The sequence below is a fragment of the Actinokineospora alba genome (assembly GCF_004362515.1).
Taxonomy (GTDB): domain Bacteria; phylum Actinomycetota; class Actinomycetes; order Mycobacteriales; family Pseudonocardiaceae; genus Actinokineospora; species Actinokineospora alba.
In genome coordinates this window covers 4092653-4110051 of sequence record NZ_SNXU01000001.1, presented here as the reverse complement: position 1 = coordinate 4110051, position 17399 = coordinate 4092653, and the positions used below count along the sequence as shown (strand labels likewise).

Genomic DNA, 17399 nt, shown 5'->3' with positions numbered 1-17399 from the left:
ACCCCTCCGGCCGTCCGCTTAGACCCGCTCAGCCATCCCCGTAGAACTCGTTGCCTTCCGGATCGGCGGAAAGCACACCACCAACCGCCAACCGAACTCGGTTCCTGAAGACCTTCGGCTCCCCGACCCGAACGAACTCCAGCCACGGACCGACACCTTCAAGCGAAGCGAAGTCAGCGGTCACCCGCGCCACCCGACGACCGGTGATGGCCGACCACGCCGCCGCCTGACTCGCGGGCGAGAGAGCGTCGACCACGATCGCCGCCACCGGACCCGTCGCCGTGTATTCGGGGCGGGGTTCCAGGACGCAGAACTCGTTGCCCTGCGGGTCCCGCAGCACCACCCACGGCGTCCGCCCCTGGCCGATGTCGGCGTGGGAGGCGCCCAGTGACAGCGCGTGGGACACGGTTTCGTCCTGCTCACCCGCCGACTGGGAGGCCAGGTCCAGGTGGATCCGGTTCTTCACCGTCTTCGGCTCGTCCTCGGGCAAGAAGGTCAGCGTCAGCTCGGGGGCGTGGACTCGCGTCCCGTCGCGCGGCACGGTGAGGAGGTCGGCCCAGAACCTCGCCAGTGCCAACGGATCGACACTGTCCATGACGACGTTCACCGGGCGGGTCGACACAGGTCGACGCTAGCGGCTGAAGCGGCGGACCGGGATGTCGATGGCCGGTTCGCACACCAGGTTGAACTCGTTGCCCTCGGGGTCGGCCAGGACGCGGTCGGACAGCCGGGTGGCGCCGAGGGCGAGCAGCCAGCCGACCGGGTCCTCGATGTCGGTGGGGAACATGTCGAACTGGATGCGGTTCGGGGTGCGCTTCGGGTCGGGCACGCGGAGGAATTCGATCCAGGGTCCGTGGGTGTCCAGGGGGCGCAGGGCGGCCGAGTCCTCGCAGACGTGCACCACGGGCCAGCCGGTCGCCGCCGACCAGAAGTCCGCGACGCGGGCCGGGGCGACCGAGTCGATCACGACGGCGGCGAGCGGGCCGGTGTCGGTGTAGAGCTCCCGTGGTTCGAGGACGCAGAACTCGTTGCCTTCGGGGTCCTGGAACACCGTCCACGGCATGGTGGGCCCCTGGCCGACATCGACGACATGGGCGCCGATGTCCGCGGCGAGGGAGGTGAGGACCTGGTACTCGTGCGGGCTCTCGGTGGCGAGGTCGACGTGGATGCGGTTCTTGGCGGTCTTGGCACCGTGGGCGGGGACAAACACCAGGTCAAGGTCGCAGCCACCGATCTCCGGCGCCACCAGTCTGCGGCCGCGGGCACCGTCGGGAACGGCGGTGCCGCCGAGCATGACGTACCAGAACTCGGCGGCGGCACTCGGATCCGCCGCTTCGATCACGACGCTCGCCAGGCGGGTGGACATACCGGACACGGTAGCCGCGTCCGCGCCATCGCGTTTCGACATCCACCCGCCGACGCGCCGACCAGCACTTTCGAAGATCATGTGCGAACTTCGGTCCACCCGCGCACGACGCCGGGCGGCGACGCGATCCCACCGAATGGCCGAACCCCAGGCAACCAAACGCCAACGACCCCCACCAGGAGGGGTGCCGGTGACAGCCCGCGCCGGTCGTCAGGCACCAAGCCCACCGCCATCGGCGCGATGGCATGCGCAGCGGGGCGGTGGACGGTGGGCGAAGGCGGTGGTCAGCGGGTGGCGAGCCGCAGGAGCGCCCACATCTGGGACGAGATGTCGAGATCTCCCTCAAGCGTGAGCGACCTGTCGAACACCGCCCGCCTGCCCCATAACCACAGGTACAACTCCACCGCGTCGCCGCTGACCGAGGCGTCCGCGGTCTCGGCCTCGGCTGCCGTCGCCCGTGTGGCCTTGGTGGTGACCGGGCCCAGGGTGGCGACCCAGAACCTGTCTCCCGCCTTGAGCGCGACGGTGCCCCGGCGGGTGCCGGAGACCCCGAGAACCGAGAGGCGGTGGGTGAACCACAGCCGCAGGACCTCGTCGATGCCGTCGAGTGCCACTTCGGGCTCGACCAGGTCGATCTCGCCGCCCGCCGCGGTCTGCACGTCGATGCGGTGGACGGTGCTCTCGTGGGCCATGCGGCGACCCCAGAACCCGTAGTGGTGCTGTGCGGGATCCCAGGTGGGGCAGGGTTCGTCGGGGTGGTGGGTGACAAGTTCGCCGAGGAGCGCCCGCAGACCGTCGCGGAGATAGTCCTCGACGGTTTGGTCGCCGAGGGGTTGGCGCTGCCAGGACGTCGGGCGGTCGCCCGCCCGGATCCAGGACACCACGGTCCGGTAGACGCTGCCGACGTGCCGGACCGTTTCGCCGATGTCGAGGCCGGGGCAGCCGGGGATGGGGCGGTCGTGGTCGGCGGCCTCGGCGGACGCGGCGAGCAGGCCTCCTTCGTGTTCGAGGATGTCGAGGTATCTGTCGTAATCCAGGAGCGGCGTCCCGCTCATCGCCTGTCGCCGTGCACGGCACGGTGGACGAGGGCGATGAACTGCCCGGACTGGCGGACCAGGTCGTCGGCGGCGCGGGGACCGACGCGGCTGGTGATGCCCGCCTGGACGGCGGCGCGGGTGGTGGAGCAGGAGGCGAAGAACGCCGCCCACTCCCGCATCTCCGGGGCGACCGAGGAGAGCAGGGTCCACACACTGGTCGGCTTGGCGCGCCCCCGATGGGGCCGCCCACGGGCGGCGAGCAGCGCGGCGGCGGCCCGAAGCGCGCAGAGGTACGCGTCCGCGAACCGCTGGGCGGGCTGGGGCTGCCGGACGGCCGCGGTGAGCCCCTGCTCGGCTTGAGCGAGCAGCCCGAGCGCGGCCGGGGGCGCCGCGGGCACGAGGCCCCGCTCATCCTGCGTGGACGACTGACCGGACCGTGCGCGAGGGAGGACGGTCCGACTCCGAGATCCGGGGACCGAGGCCGGGCCGCCGACTTGGCGCTCCCGCGGGGCAGGGATGCCCGAACCGGCGGTGGTCTCCGCAGCTATAGCGGCGGAGTCCTCACGAGCCCCTGCGGACGAAACCAATCCGGCCGCACGCCCACCGCCCGACCGCACCGGCACAACAGCGGCCTTCCCAACAACGACAGCCGCGTCCTCACGACCCCGTGCGGGCGAAACCGACCCGGCCGCACGACCGCGACCCGACCGCACCGACGCGGCGGTGGTCTCCGCAGCCATAGCGGCGGAGCCCTCACGACCCCGTGCGGACGAAACCGACCCGGCCGCACGACCGCCACCCGACCGCACCGGCACAACGTCGGCCTCCGCAGCTATAGCGGCGGAGCCCTCACGACCCCGTGCGGACGAAACCAATCCGGCCGCACCACCGCCACCCGACCGCACCGGCACAACGTCGGCCTCCGCAGTGGGGGCGGCGGCCGGCCCTTGCGCCGGTACCGAGGTGGCGGCTGGGTAAATGCCCAGGTCGGGCTGGTCCACAGCCCCTGACCCGCCGGTGACTGACACACCTCGCGGCGTCGGGGCGATGCCATGGTGGGATCGGGGGTGGGCATGCATGGCAAGCGGGTCGAAGCCCAACTCGGCTTGGGCGAACCCGTCCGACGCTGGGGCCGGGGTGACTGGGAAGTCCAAGGTGCTGGTCATCGTGGCCTCCTCGCAAGATTTCCGTCACGGCTGGTGACGGGCGGCGCCGAGGGGAAGCCGGCGGCGCTCGGTGGTGAGGCGCTTCCCCCGCCCCACCACCGAGCAGATTCGAACTAGTGTTCGAACAACGCCAGCCTAACCCGACGGCCCCCGGGCTTCAAGCAGGCTCGGATGTGACCTGTGGACTACTTGCCCACGACCAGATCAGGGATGGTGAGATGGAGCGGTGAGCACACTCGAATACCCCGCCGTGGCCAAGGTCGCCGCGGCTCTGCGCGAAGCGGGGATGGACCGGGCCGCCGACGGGATCCGGATCCTCGACGCCGACGTGAAGACCGCCGCGGCGGCCGCGGCGGCGTTGGGGGTCGAGGTGGGGGCCATCGCCAACAGTCTGATCTTCCGCACCGACAGCGGCCCGCTGCTCGCCCTCACCTCCGGCGCGCACCGGGCCGACACCAAACTCCTCGCCGAGCTGGTGGGTGTGCGCGAAGTCGGCCGGGCCGACGCCACGTATGTCCGGGAGCACACCGGTCAGCCGATCGGCGGAGTCGCCCCCACCGGCCACCCGGCGCCCCTCAGGACGCTGGTCGACCGCCATCTTGAGCGCCACGCCGTGGTGTGGGCGGCCGCGGGTCACCCGAAGTCGCTGTTCCCCACGACGTTCGCCGAGTTGGTGACGCTCACCGGGGGCACGGCTGCGGATGTCGCGCGCGAAGAGGATGATCGGGCCTCGTGACCGCCGCCCCCTCCCCCCGCGTCGACCGGTTCGCCGAGCTGAGCTCCGAGGAGCTGCGGGTGCGCCTGCGCGAGGCGTTGGCGCTCTACGTCACCGCCATGCGCTACCCGAAGGGCACAGTTGAGCAACGGGCCCCGATGTGGCTCGCCCACATGCTCCGCGCGGGCTGGCGCTGTGTGGCCGCCTTCGACAGCGACGACCGCATGACCGGCATCGCCTACGGCTACCGGGGCTCGCCCGGGCAGTGGTGGCACGAGCAGGTGCGCCGCGGCGTGACCGAGAACCGTGGGCCCGCTGTCGCCGAGGCGTGGATGTCGGACTACTTCGAGCTGACCGAGCTGCACGTGCTCCCGGACCGCCAGGGGCAGGGCATCGGCGAGGAACTGGTGCGCAGGCTGGTCTCCGGGGCGGACACGTCCAACGTGTTGCTGTCCACCCCGGAGGGACCCTCCCGCGCGTGGCGTCTCTACCGGCGGCTCGGTTTCGACGACGTCCTGCGCGACTACCAGTTCACGGGCGACCCACGCCCCTTCGGTGTCCTGGGCCGCCCACTCCCCCTCTAGAACCCTCTAGAGAGCCGCGAGGCGGGTGCGCAGGGTGTCCAGACCCATGGCGCCCATCTCGAGGGCCCGCTGGTGGAACGTCTTGAGCGAGAAGTTCTCGCCCTGCCGCGCCTGGTATTCGTCGCGGGCCTGCAGCCAGAGGCGTTCGCCGAGCTTGTAGGTCGGGGCCTGGCCCGGCCAGCCGAGATAACGGTCGATCTCGTCGTGCACGTGCGCCTTGTCGGTGATCGTGCGGGTGAGCAGGAACTCCAGCCCCAGCTCGGGGGACCACCGCTCGCCGTCGTGGAAGCCCGCGCCGCGCGGGATCTCCAGTTTCAGGTGCATGCCGATGTCGATGATCACCCGGGCCGCGCGGAAGATGTTGGCGTCGAGCATGCCCAGCAGGTCGCCGTCGTCCTCCAGGTATCCGAACTCGCGCATCAGGCGCTCGGCGTAGAGGGCCCAGCCCTCGCCGTAGGCGGGCACCCAGGTGAGCAGGCGCTGGAACTTGTTGAGGCTCTCCCCCTGCGACACCGCGGTGGCGATCTGCAGGTGATGCCCGGGCGCGCCCTCGTGGTAGACCGTGGTGACCTCGCGCCAGGTGGAGAACTCCTCCCTGTCCGCGGGGACCGACCACCACATGCGCCCTGGACGGCTCCAGTCGTCGGTCGGGCCGGTGTAGTACGCGCCGACGCCGCCGCCGGGCGGGGCGATCTTGCACTCCAGCCGCATGATCTGGTCGGAGATGTCGAAGTGCACGCCCCGCAGGTCCGACAGCGCGCGGTCGGACAGACCCTGCATCCACTCCTCGAAGGCCTTCTTGCCGCGCACCTGGTAGCGGGGGTCGGCGTCGAGCTTGGCCGCCGCGTCGGCGATGGTGCCGCCGGGGGTGATGCGGCCCGCGACCTCCTTCATCTCCGTCTCGAGGCGGGTGAACTCCGCCCAGCCCCACTCGTAGGCCTCGTGCAGGTCGAGCGTGGCGCCGGTGTACTCGCGCGACCAGAGCCGGTACCGCTCCTCGCCGACAGCGTCCTCAGGGCTCGACTTGGGGGCCAGCTCACCGGTCAGGAAGTCGGCCAGTTCGCCGTAGGCCTTGGCGGCAACCTTGGCGCCCGCGTCGATCTCGGCGCGCAGAGCGCCCTCGGCGACCCCGTCCGCGCTCTCGGCGAACGCGGCGAAGAACGACTTGGCGTCGCCCTGGCCCGCCCAGGTCCGGCACTGCTCGGCGGTCTTGGTGATCTGGCGCAGCGCCGCGACGTCGCCTCGGGCCGCGGCGAACCGCAGCGACTCCTGGTAGCCGGCGAGCGCCGCGGGAACCGCGGACAGCCGCTTGGCGATCACCGCCCAGTCCTCGGCGGTGGCGGTCGGCATCAGGTCGAACACCTGCCGCACGTCCTGCGCGGGACTCGCGATCACGTTGAGGGTGCGGTGGAACTCGCCCGCCTCGTGCAGCTCGGCCTCCAGGCCGACCCGTTCGAGGAACACCGCCTTGGCGTTGGCCTCCGAGACGTCAGCGGGCTCGGCGGCGGTCATCGCCGCCAGCGCGGCGGTGGCGATCGCCGCTCGGTGGTCGACGCCGTCGGGCGACAAGTCGGGAAGTTGGTCGTCGTACCCGGCGATGCCGAGGTAGGTGGCGAGAATCGGCTCCGCGGCCGCCGAGTCGTCGACATAGGAATCACTGATCTTGTGCACGCCGGCGTGCGGTAAGGACACCATGACTCGCACGCTACCGTTCGGTCACCGCCCGCAGGCAACCGATAAACAGCCGGGCAGCGGTGGAGGGCACAGAGCCGGCAGGATGGCCGAGTGCATCAGGCCATCCCCCGTTTTCCCAGGTGGGCCGCTTTCGCCCTGCTGAGTCTTCTCGCCGTGCTGACCTTGTCCGGCTGCGTCCGGGTCCAGGCATCGATGACCGTCTCGGAGAACGACCTCGTCTCCGGTCAGCTCGTCATCGCCGCGGTCTCGATCAAGCAGGGCGACACCGGTCCCACGCTGAAGATCCCGCCCGAGCTGGCAGGCAAGGTGAAGACCCAGGTCTACGCCGCCGACGGCTACGTCGGGCAGACCATCGCGCTGCAGGAGCTGACCTTCGCCGAGGTCGGGATCCTGTCGGACTCGATCACCGTCGGCAAGCAGTACCGGCTCAGTTTCCGGCGCGCGGGCGACCTGGTGACGATGGCCGGTTCGGTCGATCTCACGGAGCTGCCCAAGGACCGCGCCGACGTGCAGTTCAAGGTGACCCTGCCGGGGACGGTCAGCCGGACCAACGGGGTCAACGACAACGGGACGATCAGCTGGAAGCCGAAGCCGGGCGCGGTCACCGAGTTCAACGCGACCGTGCAGTACACGGACTCCTCGGGCGTCTCGTGGACGAAGTGGGTCACGATCGTCGGCGCGTCGGCCATCGGTGTCGCGCTGCTGGTCTTGGCGCTCGCGCTGTTCACCCACCGGCGCACGGTCGCGCGCGAGCGGCTCGCCTCTCGCGAGCGGCTCGGCTGATCAGGCCCGGCTGGGCACCAAACCGAGCCGCCCCACCACTTCCCGCGTCGCCTTGGCCCGGTTGAACGTGTAGAAGTGCAGGCCCGGCACGCCTTCGGCGATGAGCCGCTCGCACACCTCGGTGACCAGGTCGATGCCCTCGGCCCGGAACGCGGCCGCGTCGCCGACCAGCGGGTCGAGCCGGGCGGCGATGCGGGCGGGCACGGGGGCGCCGGACAGCTCGACGGTCTTGGCCAGGATCTTCGGGGTCGTCAGCGGCATCACGCCGGGCAGGAGCAGGGACTCGCAGCCCTTCGCCGCGACCCGGTCGCGCAGGCGCAGGAAGTCCTCCGGTTCGAAGAACAGCTGCGCGATGGCGAAGTCGGCTCCGGCGCGGAACTTGCGGAGCAGGTTCGCCGTGTCGGCGTCGATGTCGGCCGACTGCGGGTGCCCGTAGGGGAACGCGGCCACGCCCACACAGAAGTCGCCGAGTTCGCGGACCAGCGCGACGAGTTCGTCGGCGTAGTTCAGGCCGTCGGGGTGCGCGACCCACGGGCCGTTGGGGTCGCCGGGCGGGTCGCCGCGCAGGGCGAGGATGTTGCGGATGCCCAGCGCCGCGTACCAGCCGATGACGTTGCGCAGTTCGGCGACGGAGTGGCCGACCGCGGTCAGGTGGGCCATCGAGACCAGGGTCGTCTCGCGCGCGACACGGCCGGTCGTGCGGATGGTGCGGTCGCGGCTGGAGCCGCCCGCGCCGTAGGTGACCGACACGAACGCGGGGTCGTAGCCCTCGAGTTCGCGGATGGCGTTCCACAGCCGACGTTCGTCCGCCTGGTCCCTCGGGGGCATGAACTCGACCGAGAAAACCGGCCTGTCCGAGCGGATTCGCTGCAAAACGGTGGTCATATACCGAAGAGTATCGGGCGTCCGAGCGTTGGGACAGCGCTCCCACACTTTGGAAGAAGATCGCCGAACGTCACATCCGGGCACCCCCGCTGGTGCCGACTTCTTCGTTACAGCGGACCATAGCGGTGTGCAGCAGGCCCCGGAAACCCCGGTATTCGACCCAGAGTCCATCGACGGCGCGGTCGCCGATCACGTCGAACGGGCCCTCGCCGACTACCTGGCCACCCGTCACGCCGGGATGGCCGAGATGGCGCCGTCGTTCGGCTCCGCGGTGGGGTCGCTGGCCGAGTTCGTGCTCGGCGGCGGCAAGCGGCTGCGGCCGACCTTCGCGTGGTGGGCTTGGCGCGGCACGGGTGGCGCGGGCGCGGGCGAGCAGGCCGACGCCGTGCTGCGCGCGGTCAGCGCCCTGGAGCTGATCCAGGCCTGCGCCCTGGTGCACGACGACCTGATGGACGCCTCCGCGATGCGTCGGGGCAAGCCGACGGTGCACGTCTCCTTCGCCGCCCGGCACCGCGAGCGCGGCTGGCTGGGTGAGTCCGAGCGGTTCGGCGCGGCCGCCGCGATCCTGCTCGGCGACCTCGCCCTGGCGTGGGCCGACGACATGTTCGCAGGCTCCGGCGTCGACCCGCGGCGCCAGGCCGACGGCCAGGTGCCGTGGCGGGCGATGCGCGCGGAGATGCTCGCCGGGCAGTACCTCGACGTGCTGACCCAGGCCAAGGGCGACGAGTCGGCCGAGGCGGCGCTCAGCGTCGCACGGATGAAGACCGCCGCCTACACCGTCGAACGCCCGCTGCACCTCGGCGCGGCGCTCGCGGGCGCGCCCGAACCGACGATCGCCGCGCTGCGCTCGTTCGGCGCCGACGTCGGCCTGGCCTTCCAACTGCGCGACGACCTGCTCGGCATGTTCGGCGACACCGACGTCACCGGCAAGCCCGCCGGGGACGACCTGCGCGAAGGCAAGCGGACCCTGCTGATGTCGGTCGGCCTGGCCAACGCCGACGCGGCCGGGCGCACGGCCGACGCGGCGCTGCTGCGGGGCGCGCTCGGCGACGACGACCTGACCACGGCGACCGTCGAACGGGCCCGTGAGCTGCTGACCGACCTCGGCGCGGTCGCCGAACTCGACCGCCGCATCGACGAGCTGACCGGGACCGCGCTCGCCACCCTGGCGGCCGCCGACCTCGACGCGCCCGCCGGAAAGGTCTTGTCCGACCTCGCCGTCGCGGCCACCCGCAGGGCGCACTGACCGTGGCCGACCGCAAGACCATCCCCGGCCGCACCGACCACGTCGTCGCCGTGGGCGCGGGCCTGTCCGGCCTGTCGGCCGCGCTGCACCTGGCGGGGACCGGCCGCGAGGTGACCGTGATCGAGGCCGCCGCGAAGCCGGGCGGGCGCGCGGGCCAGGAGACGATCGAGGGCTACCGGGTCGACACCGGCGCGACCGTGCTGACCATGCCCGAGCTGATCGACGAGGCGTTCGCCGCGGTCGGGACGTCGCTGGCAGCCGAGGTCGACCTGATCAAGCTGGACCCGGCCTACCGGGCCCGCTTCGCCGACGGCAGCACGATCGCGGTGCACACCGACGCCGCGGCCATGGAGGCCGAGATCCGCGAGGCGGCGGGCCCGCGCGAGGCTGAGGGCTACCGCAGGCTGCGCGCCTGGCTGACCGACCTCTACCAGGTCCAGCGCGACCGGTTCATCGGCGCGAACTTCGACTCCCCCACCGACCTGGTCGGCCCCGAGTTGGCCCGGCTGGCCGCACTCGGCGGCTTCGGCAGGCTCGGTCCCGCGGTGGGCCGGTTCTTGTCCGACGACCGGTTGCGCAGGCTGTTCTCGTTCCAGGCGCTCTACGCGGGGGTGCCGCCGAGCCGCGCGTTGGCGGCCTACGCGGTCATCGCCTACATGGACACGGTCGCGGGCGTGTCGTTCCCGCGTGGCGGGGTCGGCGCGGTGGCCGAGGCGATGGCGGGCGCGGCGGCCCGGGCGGGTGTGCGGGTGCGGTACTCGACCAGCGCGGCCTGGCTGGAGCGGGTGGGCACCCGGGTCGGCGCCGTGCGCACCACGACGGGCGAGCGGATCGCGTGCGACACCGTGGTGCTGACAGCGGACCTTGCCGCGAGCTACCGGCTGCTCGGCGTGACGCCGCGCCGCCCGCTCGCGCTGCGCTACTCCCCCTCGGCCGTCGTGCTGCACACGGGCACCACGCGCTCGTGGCCGGAACTCGACCACCACACGATCTTCTTCGGCCGCGCCTGGGAGCGCACGTTTCGGGAGATCACCCGCGAGGGCGTGCTGATGAGCGACCCGTCGCTGCTGGTCACCCGGCCCACGGCGACGGATCCGACGCTGGCCCCCGAGGGGCGGCACCAGATCTCGGTGCTGGCCCCGTGCCCGAACCTGCGCACCGGCCCGATCGACTGGCGCCGGATCGGGCCGCGCTATCGTGATGATCTTGTTCGGGTGTTGGAGCAGCGCGGCCTGACCGGGTTCGACTCGTCGATCGAGATGCAGCGGCTGGTCACGCCCGCCGACTGGGAGGCGGCGGGCCTGGCCGAGGGCAGTCCGTTCTCGGTGGCGCACACATTCGCCCAAACTGGACCCTTCCGGCCGAGGAACCTGGTCCGGGGTGTCGATAATGTGGTCCTCGCGGGAAGCGGGACGACGCCTGGGGTGGGGATCCCGCCGGTGGTGATCTCCGGCAGGCTCGCCGCCCAGCGGATCGCCGGGCGACTGGTGACCGCGACGGGAGTTCGGGGGAAATCCGTAAGCGGACTGTGAGGTTCCGCGAGCGGATTCATCGCCGCCGACAGCGATAATGCTGCGGCGGGCGGCGGCGACATGTCAGTGAGGTGGGGTGCGGTGACCCGGGTACCAAGGCGCGGCCGGTTGGCGGCCGTGTTCGGATCGGCCGTGCTCGCGGTGGCCGGATGCAGCAACGCGGTGTCGGGCAGCGCCATCGCGGCCGACGTGGCACCGCCGACCGCGGCCGAGTCGATCACGCAGTCGCTGATCAACCTCGGCGAGGCGGGCGCGGTCCACTACCAGGGCACGATGTCGTCGGCCTCGGACGACCCGGTGACGTTCGACCTCACCGCGGCGCAGACCGGCGAGATCCACGGCACGTTCACCCTCGACGGCAAGCCCGCCACCCTGCTCGTGGTCAACAAGGCCACCTACGTCAAGGCGACCGCCGAGTTCTGGGCCGCCCTGTCCGGCGTCGGCAACGGCGAGAACAAGGGCACCGCGGTGGCCGACCGCTGGGTCAAGGTCCCCAGCAGCCTGATCGGGATCGAGTTCGGCGACGTGTTCCTGCCCGACGTGCTCGGGCAGAACCTGGCCAAGGGCAGCGAACAGGCGGGCGACCGCGCGATCGGCGACGGCGAGCGGGTCGACGTCGGGTCGGCGCGCGCGGTCAAGGTCACCACCGGCGGCGGCACGGTCTACGTCGACGAGAAGGCGCCGCACGGCGTGCTCAAGGTCGAGACCGACCGGGTGGGCCGCGCCGACACCAGCAGCGTGCGCGACCTGGTCGCCACGGTGCGGGACACCTCCGCCGAGCTGGGCAAGTTCTACCAGGACACCGCGACCCAGGCGGCGGGCCTCACCGCCCCCATCGACGTGCTGACCACGGTCACCGAGGGCACCCACAACTTCGACGCCTGCGGCGCGGCGAGCTGCTCGATCATCGTGCAGTTCACGAACCCGGGGAAGGTCGCAGTGAAGGTGTCCGTGCGCGGCGTGTGGCAGGGCGACAACGCCCCGCTCGGCGTGTGCGACGCCACGGCGGGCCCGGTCGCCCCCGGTCAGGGCGGCAGCGCCACCTGCACGCTGGCCAGCCCGGAGTGGGTCAAGTTCTACCAGCGGGCCAACTCGGTTCCGGGCAACCACCCGTACAGCGTCGAGTGGTCGACGGTCGTCCTCGCCGAGGCGCCCGACCTGGCGCAGCTCACCGCGCGGGCCGGGGCGAAGCCCGCGGACCCCAAGGCACCCAAGGCCGAGGGCACGCACTACGTCTACGCGATCACCTACTCCGACTCCGCCCGCCAGGCGAAGGTCTGGAAGTACGGCGTGGTCGCGGGCAAGTTCTGGGAGGACCACGCCGACCAGCAGCTGCCGACGTGCCTGCGGTCCACCGGCTCGGGCTGCGGGGTCGACATGGTCACCGCGACCGACCAGGCGGCCTCCGCGCAGGGGCTGGCCCACCAACTCGTCGACAAGTACAAGACCGAGAAGGGCGAATGCCCCACCGGCCAATGGGCGAGCTGTAAGCGCTGACACGTTCGAATCGGCTCCGTCGGGCGCGCGTGCGACGATGGCGCGCGCCATGCGTGCCCACGAACCCACCCTCCGAACCGCCTACGCGGCGTGCCGTCGGATCAACGCCCACTACGGGCGCAGCTACTTCCTCGCGACCCGGCTGCTGCCCGCGCGCAGGCGTCCGGCCGTGCACGCCCTCTACGCCTTCGCGCGCCTGGCCGACGAGATCGTCGACGCCCCCGGCCCCGATCCGTCCGGGGCGCTGGGCGAGCTGGAGATCTGCCTGAAGGACGCGCTGGCGGGTGAGCCGACGCCGCACCCGGTGCTGCCCGCGCTGGCCGACACGGTCCGCCGCTACGACCTCGACCCCGGGTTGTTCACCGACTTCCTGGCGTCCATGCGGATGGACCTGACCGTCACCGACTACGCGACCCTCGACGACGTCGCCGTCTACACGCACGGGTCGGCCGGGGTGATCGGGCTGATGATGCTGCCCATCCTGGGCACGGTCGGCCCGCGCGCCGAGGCCGCGCCGTACGCGCGGGGGCTGGGTGAGGCGTTCCAGGCGACGAACTTCCTGCGCGACGTCGCCGAGGACCTGGCCAGGGGCCGGGTCTACCTGCCCGCCGACCACCTGGCGGCGTTCGGGGTCGACCGGGAGCGGCTGCTGCACGCGGTGCGGACCGGACGGACGGACCGGGCGATCCGGCGGGCGATCGCGCACCTGGTCGCCCACACGAGGGCCCTCTACCGGGCCGCCGAGCCCGGTATCGACCTGCTCGACCCGGTGGCGCGGCCGTGCGTGGAAACCGCGTCACGGCTCTACGGCGGCATCCTCGACGAGATCGCGGCGGCCGACTACGACGTGCTGGCCGGCCGCGCGGTGGTGCCCCCGGCCCGGCGGCTCGCGGTGGCGCTGCCGGGGGCGGCCAGGTGCCTGGCGGCGCGGGTCAGAACGCGAGAGCCTGCGCGCGGCGCTTGACCTCACGGCCCCGGTCGCCGCGCAGTGCGTCGATCGGGGTGCCGGGGAGGGTCTCGTCCTCGGTGAAGAGCCAGCGCAGCATCTCGTCGGGGCCGAACCCGGAGTCGTGGAGCACGGTGATCGTCCCGATGAGGCCCTTGACGACCTCGCCCTCGTCGTTGAGGAAGGCCGCGGGAACCAGCAGCACGCCCTTGCGGCGGATGGCGATCAGATGGCGGTCACGCAGCGCCTGGTGCACGCGGGTAATGGGCTGGTTCAGCCGCTCGGCGACATCGGGCAGCGGAAGCACGTCGACCGAGGCGTCCAGGACGTCGGTGGCGGCGGGAATCGAACTCACGAGGAACAACGATAGTCACAAGAGGCCCTAGGTCACAGATGGATGGGGGACGCCACGCCCGTCGGCGTGGCTCCGTACGATCCACGACTGTGGCGGACAAGGGACCGGGGCTGATCGGGGCACTGCTGGAGCAGCGCTACCGAGTCGACGCGCTGCTCGCGCGCGGGGGCATGTCGGCGGTCTACCGGGGGCTCGACACCCGGCTGGACCGGCCGGTGGCGATCAAGGTGATGGATTCCCGGTTCGCCGACGACAAGTCGTTCGTCGAGCGGTTCGAGCGGGAGGCCCGGTCGGCCGCGAAGATCCACCACCCGAACGTGGTCGCCGTGCACGACCAGGGGCTCGACGGCGAGCACGTCTACCTGGTGATGGAGCTGGTCTCCGGCGGCACCCTGCGTGACCTGCTCGCCCAGCGCGGGACGCTCCCCGCGCCGCTGGCCGTGGCGATCATGGAGCCGGTCCTGGCCGCCCTCGGCGCCGCGCACGAGGCCGGGCTGATCCACCGCGACGTGAAGCCGGAGAACGTGCTGATCGGGGCGGGCGGCGTGGTGAAGGTCGCCGACTTCGGCCTGGTCCGCGCCGTGGCCAGCCCGGGCACGACCAAGAGCAGCGTCATCCTCGGCACCGTGTCCTACCTCTCACCCGAGCAGGTCGAGGCGGGCACCGCCACCGCGCGCGGCGACGTGTACTCCGCTGGCATCGTCTTCTACGAGATGCTGACCGGGAGCACCCCGTACAACGGCGACAACGCCCTGTCGGTGGCTTACCGCCACGTCAACGAGGACATGCCCGCCCCCGGCTCGTCGACTCCCGGCATCCCGGCGCTGCTCGACGACCTGGTGGTCCGGGCGACCCGCCGCGACCCGGAGTCGCGGCCCGCCGACGGCGCCGCGTTCCTCCGCGAGCTGCGGTCGGTCCGCGAACAGCTCGCACTGCCCCGGATGCGGGTGCCGGTGGTCGAGGCGCCGCCGATCGACGTGGCCGCGCCGGTGCCGCCCGCCGAGGTCGCCGCGCCCGTCGGGGAGGACTCCACCCGCTCTGTGGCCCCGGTCCTGGCCGACCCCGAGGCGACCGTCCGGAACATGCCCGTGCCGAACCTGGCGGTACCGCCGCCGGACGCGACGGTGATGCGACAGGCGCCCACGGGGTTCAGCGGCGGCGGTCCACAGGGGACGCGCGCGATGCTGCGATCGGACCTGGAGAAGGTGATCGACTCGGCGGCGGCGAACCCGATGCCGCCGACCGGTCCGCACCCGGTCCCGCACCACGTGGGCCCGCACAGCGGCCCGATCCACAGCGGTCCCATCCACGCGGGCCCGCCCCCTCCTCCCCCGCCGCCGCCGTCGCGGACGAAGAAGATCATCGGCTGGGGCGTGGCGGGCGCGGTGGTTCTGGCGGTGCTGGTCACGTCGCTCTGGTGGTTCACCAGCGGCCGCTACACCGAGGTCCCGCTCGTGCAGGGCAAGGACTCCGCCACCGCCGAGCAGGCGATCCGCGCGGCTGACCTGAACCCGAACGTCACCACGGTCCGGCACAACGACATCGCCGCAGGCGAGGTGATCGGCACCGAGCCCGGCGGCGGCACCGAGGCCCTGCGCGGCGACGAGGTGAAGCTGATCGTGTCCGCCGGGCGCCCGGTCGTGCCGGACGTGGCCGCCGGGTCCACTGTGGAACAGGCCGAGCAGCTGGTGCGCGCGGCCGAACTGCAGCCGCAGCGCGACGACGGCAAGAACGTCTTCGACGAACAGGTTGCCAAGGGCACGGTCGTGCGGCTGGACCCGCCGCCGGGCACGAAGCTGCAACTGGGCCAGCGCGTGATCATCGTGCTGAGCAAGGGGCCTGCCCCGAAACCGGTGCCCGACGTGCGGAACAAGACGCGCGAAGAGGCGTTCAAGGCGTTGCAGGACCAAGGCTTCGAGCCGTTCGACGGGACCGCGGAGTTCTCCGCCGACGTCGAGGGCGGACGGGTCATCCGCACCGATCCCGCGCCGGGGACCAAGATCGCGCCCGACGCGAGCAAACGGGTCGCGGTCGTGGTCTCGAACGCGGTGACCGTGCCCGACCTCAGCAACAAGACGGTTCCGGACGCGCAGGCGACGCTGGCGCCGCTGGGCCTGGAGTTGGACCTGGGCGTGTTCACCAATCCGAACGGGATCATCCGCGCGCAGAACCCGCCGCCCGGCACGAAGGTCCAACGCGGCACCAAGATCGGGGCCTTCGCCTTCTGAGTGTGACGAACTCGATTGGGGGATTACCGCGGCGTAGACCCGCCGGGGTAACCCAGGTGTCATGTCGATCTGGTGTCGTTGAGGTATGCCCCCCACGACCCCATTAAGCGGCCTTGACGTCGCTTTCCTGAGCCTGGAACGCGCGAGCACGCCCATGCACGTGGGCGCGGTCGCGGTGTTCCGACCGCGGACCCCGGTCGACCCGGACGAGGTCGCCCGCCTCCTCGCCGACCGGATCGACGCCATGCCGAAGCTGCGCAAGCGGGTTCGGTCCACCCTGTTCCCGCCCGGCGGCGCCGAGTGGGCGTCCACACCGGACTTCCGCGCGGCCGACCAGATCTCGGTGTACCGCCTGCCCGAGGAACTCGACCTGCTCGACGCCTACGCCTCGTCGTGGGTGGAGCGGCCGCTGGACCTGAGCAGGCCGCCGTGGGACCTCCACGTCGTCGCAGGCCTGCCGCACGGCGAGTTCGCGGTGCTGTTCAAGCTGCACCACGCGCTCACCGACGGCGCGGGCGCGGTCGAGATCGCCGCGGGCCTGCTCGACGGGCTCTGCGAGCACCCCCAGCCCGCCGAGTCCGCTCCTGCCCCGCTGCCCGGGCTGCTCGACCGGGTCCGGCAGGGCGTGGACGTCGCCGGGTCGGTGGTCCAGGCGATGCGGGCGCCCTGGTCGGCTCCCCTGCTCAGCCGGACCACGCCCGCCCGCGAGTTCGCCCGCGTGCGGCTCGACCTGGCCGACATCAAGCACATCCGCCGAACCCACGGCGGCACGGTCAACGACGTGGTCCTCGCGGTCCTCACCGGCGCGCTGCGCGACTGGATGGAGGGTTCGGGGCGCAAGGTCGACGGCGTGGACGTGCGAGCCCTGATCCCGGTGAACATCCGCGGCCGGGGCGACGCGGGCGGCGGCAACCAGATCTCCGGCTACCTGTGCGACCTGCCGGTCGGCGAGCCCGATCCGGTCGCCCGGCTCAAGACGGTCCGCACGGCGATGGACGCCAACAAGCTGGCCGGTCCCAAGAAGGGCGCGGGCGCGCTGTCGATGATGGCGTCGTGGCTGCCGCCGCTGGCCCACCGGGTCGGCACCCGGCTGCTCGCGGCGGCGACGCCGATGCTGTTCGACACCGTCGTGACCGCGGTTCCCTTCCCTCCCATGGTGTTGCGGCTGGCGGGCGCGGAGATGCGGGAGGTGTACCCGATCGTGCCGATCGCGCCCGGCCACCGGGTGAGCATCGCCGTGTCGACCTATCGCGACGGTGTCCACATCGGAATCAACGCGGACGCGGGCGCGGTCGCGAACCTCGGCCGGTTCGCCGACGCGATCGTCAAGTCGACAGCGACCCTGCACGAGCTCTGCGCCTGAT

General features: G+C 72.0%; 16 protein-coding genes. 9 read left to right on the top strand and 7 right to left on the bottom strand.

Annotation, left to right across the window (positions count from 1 at the left end):
* Positions 1-28: 28 nt before the first annotated feature.
* From C8E96_RS19000 to C8E96_RS34130, 4 genes are all read right to left on the bottom strand, one after another.
* Positions 29-622, bottom strand: a complete 594-nt coding sequence (locus C8E96_RS19000) for a VOC family protein (RefSeq protein WP_091371662.1) — start codon at positions 620-622, stop codon at positions 29-31.
* Between the two features lie 9 nt (positions 623-631).
* Positions 632-1366, bottom strand: a complete 735-nt coding sequence (locus C8E96_RS18995) for a VOC family protein (RefSeq protein WP_091574720.1) — start codon at positions 1364-1366, stop codon at positions 632-634.
* Between the two features lie 284 nt (positions 1367-1650).
* Positions 1651-2421, bottom strand: coding sequence for a maleylpyruvate isomerase family mycothiol-dependent enzyme (locus C8E96_RS18990; protein WP_091371667.1), 771 nt, complete (start codon positions 2419-2421; stop codon positions 1651-1653).
* Positions 2418-2801 (bottom strand): SAV_6107 family HEPN domain-containing protein, encoded by a 384-nt coding sequence (locus C8E96_RS34130; RefSeq protein ID WP_091371669.1) that lies wholly within the window; start codon positions 2799-2801, stop codon positions 2418-2420. The genes C8E96_RS18990 and C8E96_RS34130 overlap by 4 nt, the downstream gene beginning before the upstream one ends.
* A gap of 994 nt (positions 2802-3795) precedes the next feature.
* Between C8E96_RS34130 and C8E96_RS18980 the strand changes: the two genes are divergently transcribed.
* Positions 3796-4305 carry a YbaK/EbsC family protein gene (locus tag C8E96_RS18980; protein WP_091371672.1) on the top strand — a complete coding sequence of 170 codons (510 nt, stop codon included), beginning with the start codon at positions 3796-3798 and terminating at the stop codon, positions 4303-4305.
* Positions 4302-4868 (top strand): GNAT family N-acetyltransferase, encoded by a 567-nt coding sequence (locus C8E96_RS18975; RefSeq protein WP_091371675.1) that lies wholly within the window; start codon positions 4302-4304, stop codon positions 4866-4868. The genes C8E96_RS18980 and C8E96_RS18975 overlap by 4 nt, the downstream gene beginning before the upstream one ends.
* A 6-nt stretch (positions 4869-4874) precedes the next feature.
* Here the strand turns inward: C8E96_RS18975 and C8E96_RS18970 are convergent, their stop codons facing one another.
* A complete protein-coding gene (locus C8E96_RS18970) occupies positions 4875-6563 on the bottom strand; it encodes a DUF885 domain-containing protein (RefSeq protein WP_176926738.1) in 1689 nt (562 codons plus the stop codon).
* 90 nt (positions 6564-6653) lie between these two features.
* On the opposite strand from C8E96_RS18970, the gene C8E96_RS18965 reads away from it, so the two are divergent.
* Positions 6654-7346 carry an LppM family (lipo)protein gene (locus C8E96_RS18965; RefSeq protein WP_091371677.1) on the top strand — a complete coding sequence of 231 codons (693 nt, stop codon included), beginning with the start codon at positions 6654-6656 and terminating at the stop codon, positions 7344-7346.
* On the opposite strand, the gene C8E96_RS18960 is transcribed toward C8E96_RS18965, so the two are convergent.
* Positions 7347-8231 (bottom strand): methylenetetrahydrofolate reductase, encoded by an 885-nt coding sequence (locus tag C8E96_RS18960; protein ID WP_091371679.1) that lies wholly within the window; start codon positions 8229-8231, stop codon positions 7347-7349. It abuts the gene before it with no gap.
* 127 nt (positions 8232-8358) lie between these two features.
* Here C8E96_RS18960 and C8E96_RS18955 point away from each other — a divergent pair, with 127 nt between their 5' ends.
* The 4 genes from C8E96_RS18955 to C8E96_RS18940 all read left to right on the top strand — a co-directional run bounded on the left by C8E96_RS18955 (position 8359) and on the right by C8E96_RS18940 (position 13470).
* Positions 8359-9477 (top strand): polyprenyl synthetase family protein, encoded by a 1119-nt coding sequence (locus C8E96_RS18955; RefSeq protein ID WP_407642635.1) that lies wholly within the window; start codon positions 8359-8361, stop codon positions 9475-9477.
* A 2-nt stretch (positions 9478-9479) separates the two neighbouring features.
* On the top strand, positions 9480-11009 hold the full coding sequence (gene crtI / locus C8E96_RS18950) for a phytoene desaturase family protein (RefSeq protein ID WP_091371681.1): 1530 nt from the start codon (positions 9480-9482) through the stop codon (positions 11007-11009).
* Between the two features lie 81 nt (positions 11010-11090).
* The gene (locus tag C8E96_RS18945) at positions 11091-12506 is read left to right on the top strand and encodes a hypothetical protein (RefSeq protein WP_133794584.1); all 1416 of its coding nucleotides are present in this window, start codon (positions 11091-11093) and stop codon (positions 12504-12506) included.
* Between the two features lie 49 nt (positions 12507-12555).
* Positions 12556-13470, top strand: coding sequence for a phytoene/squalene synthase family protein (locus C8E96_RS18940; RefSeq protein WP_091372831.1), 915 nt, complete (start codon positions 12556-12558; stop codon positions 13468-13470).
* Here the strand turns inward: C8E96_RS18940 and C8E96_RS18935 are convergent.
* Entirely contained in the window at positions 13439-13807 is a 369-nt protein-coding gene (locus C8E96_RS18935) for an Rv2175c family DNA-binding protein (RefSeq protein WP_091372834.1), read from the bottom strand. The two genes, C8E96_RS18940 and C8E96_RS18935, sit on opposite strands and share 32 nt — an antisense overlap.
* Before the next feature lie 89 nt (positions 13808-13896).
* Between C8E96_RS18935 and C8E96_RS18930 the strand changes: the two genes are divergently transcribed.
* Together C8E96_RS18930 and C8E96_RS18925 are read left to right on the top strand one after the other, a co-directional pair.
* On the top strand, positions 13897-16035 hold the full coding sequence (locus C8E96_RS18930; RefSeq protein WP_267463813.1) for a Stk1 family PASTA domain-containing Ser/Thr kinase: 2139 nt from the start codon (positions 13897-13899) through the stop codon (positions 16033-16035).
* Between the two features lie 85 nt (positions 16036-16120).
* Positions 16121-17398, top strand: coding sequence for a wax ester/triacylglycerol synthase domain-containing protein (locus C8E96_RS18925; protein WP_091371688.1), 1278 nt, complete (start codon positions 16121-16123; stop codon positions 17396-17398).
* The last annotated feature ends 1 nt before the right edge of the window (position 17399 follow it).